At 35.3% G+C, this 1,873-nt stretch carries 1 protein-coding gene; it reads left to right on the top strand.

Annotated features, from left to right (window positions below; all coding sequences use genetic code 11):
• Positions 1-107: 107 nt before the first annotated feature.
• Positions 108-1,550 (top strand): pyruvate kinase, encoded by a 1,443-nt coding sequence (gene pyk / locus CEX73_RS02870; RefSeq protein WP_101627080.1) that lies wholly within the window; start codon positions 108-110, stop codon positions 1,548-1,550.
• Positions 1,551-1,873: the final 323 nt, after the last annotated feature.

Below are 1,873 nucleotides of genomic sequence, written 5' to 3' on the forward strand. Positions count from 1 at the left end.
TTAATAAGTAATAAAATTAATGTAATAATTAATATAATTATATTTTGTTATAATAAAAATATTGTATAATAAATGTATTAATTAATCCTAATTGAATGGAGTTCTCTATGTTAATACGATTAAGAAGAACAAAAATAGTAACTACTCTTGGTCCTGCTACTGATCGTGATCATAATCTGGAAAAAATAATTTTAGCTGGTGCTAATGTGGTACGTCTAAATTTTTCACATAGCACTACCAAAGATCATATACGACGTGCCCAACAAGTACGTAACATTGCTGCTAGTTTAGGACGTCATGTAGCGATTCTTGGTGATTTACAGGGTCCTAAGATTCGTATCTCTACCTTCTGTCAGAATACAATTTTTTTGGCAATTGGAGATAAATTTATACTTGATGCTACTCTTGCATGTGGGGTAGGTAACTGTAAACAAGTTGGTATAGACTATAAAAACTTGCCCGATGATGTGTTTCCAGGCGATATATTGCTATTAGATGATGGTAGGATACAGTTAAAAGTACTCAAAGTTCAAGAATTCCGAGTTTATACTGAAGTTACTGTAGGTGGTTTTCTATCAAATAATAAAGGTATTAATAAATTAGGTGGGGGTCTTTCCGCTGAGGCTCTCACAAAAAAAGATCAAGCAGACATCATTACTGCTGCTCAGATTGGGGTTGACTACTTAGCGGTATCTTTTCCACGTACTAGTAAAGATATCATCTATGCACGTCAGCTTGCTCGTGATGCTGGTAGTAATGCGAAAATAGTCTCCAAAATCGAGCGTGCTGAAGCTGTTGCCTCTGATGAAGCAATGGATGATATTATTTTAGCTTCAGATGTTGTTATGGTAGCACGTGGAGATTTAGGTGTTGAAATTGGAGATACAGAACTAGTAGGTATTCAAAAAAAATTAATTCGACGTGCTCGTCAATTGAATCGTGCAGTTATCACAGCAACCCAGATGATGGAGTCAATGATCACCAATCCTCTGCCTACTCGTGCAGAAGTAATGGATGTAGCTAATGCCGTGTTAGACGGTACCGATGCTGTAATGTTATCTGCGGAGACTGCTACTGGTCAGTATCCAATAGAAACTGTGACTGCCATGGCTAAGGTTTGTCTAGGAGCAGAAAAAATACCTAGCATGAATATTTCTCAACATAGAATTAATGTACTGTTTGATAATATCGAAGAAGCTATTGCAATGTCAGCAATGTACGTAGCTAATCATCTGAAAGGAATTACCGCAATTATATCAATGACTGAGTCTGGTCACACTGCATTGATAATGTCTCGTATTAGCTCAGGTTTACCTATTTTTGCACTATCTCGCCATGAGCAGACATTAAACCTTACAGCATTATATCGCGGAGTTACCCCTGTTTATTTTCATCATAATGGTGATGGTATGGCAACCGCTATTCATGCTATTAGTTTGCTACGTGATCAAGGTTATTTAGTAGTTGGAGATTTAGTCATTATTACCCAAGGAGATATTATGAATATGGTTGGTACCACTAATACCAGTCGAATATTACTAGTTGAGTAAAATAGTAGGATCAATCTTTGCGGTTAAATAAACTATTCGCATAAGTTTATTTTAATCGAATACTGTTCCTTGTTGTTTTTACTTTTGTGATAGCTATTACTGTACAACTATAAATAGTAATAGCTCCCTGTCTGTTTATTAAAGGTTTCTGCTCACGAAAACATCAAAGGTCGTAGTCTGTACTATATATTGTTATATGAGTGTCGTAACTTTGTATCAGCATAGTTACAACTATAACTTCGGTACGAACATCAGATTTATATGTGATAATTGAGAAATAGTTAATCAATTTATCCGTATACTCCTGATGATCATCGATATTT

The organism is Candidatus Palibaumannia cicadellinicola, assembly GCF_002855795.1.
GTDB lineage: Bacteria > Pseudomonadota > Gammaproteobacteria > Enterobacterales > Enterobacteriaceae > Baumannia > Baumannia cicadellinicola_C.

Coding starts and splice junctions, on each gene's coding strand:
- pyk (WP_101627080.1), top strand. CDS start 108: ATGTTAATACGATTAAGAAGAACAAAAATAGTAACTACTCTTGGTCCT.